Origin of the sequence: Burkholderia sp. Cy-637, from assembly GCF_011753175.1 — a bacterium.
Lineage (GTDB): Bacteria > Pseudomonadota > Gammaproteobacteria > Burkholderiales > Burkholderiaceae > Burkholderia > Burkholderia gladioli.
Genome location: NZ_VWWC01000416.1, coordinates 1 through 517 on the forward strand (window position 1 = coordinate 1; position 517 = coordinate 517).

1 protein-coding gene is annotated in these 517 nt (G+C 66.9%); it reads left to right on the forward strand.

The genetic code is table 11. The features are described from left to right. A partial coding sequence (locus F3J10_RS35945; RefSeq protein ID WP_167244076.1) for a TolC family protein occupies positions 1-517 on the forward strand: 517 nt, incomplete at both ends.

Below are 517 nucleotides of genomic sequence, written 5' to 3' on the forward strand. Positions count from 1 at the left end.
GCCGATCCGCGCCTGCAGGCGCTGATCGAGATCGCGCTGAAGAACAATCGCGATCTGCGCGTCTCGGTGCTCAACATCGAGGCGGCGCGCGCGCAGTACCAGATCACGCGTGCGGGGCTGTTCCCGACGCTCGACGGCACCGGCACCGGCAATACGCAGCGGCTGCCGGCCGGCGTGTCGAGCACCAACCGGGCGATTCTTTCGCGTGACTACAACGTCGGCCTCTCCGCCTCGTGGGAGCTGGACCTGTTCGGCCGGATCCAGAGCCTGAAGGACCAGGCTCTGGCGCAATACCTGTCGACGGCCCAGGCCCGCAAGGCGGCGGAGATCTCGCTGATCTCGCAGGTGGCGGACCAGTACCTGACGCTGCAGTCCACGGACGACCTGCTCAAGGTCACCGAGGACACGCTGAAGACGGCCCAGGATTCGTACAACCTGACCAAGCTGCAGTTCGACAACGGCACCGGCTCGGAACTGGACCTGCGCCAGGCGCAGACGGTGGTCGAGCAGGCGCTGG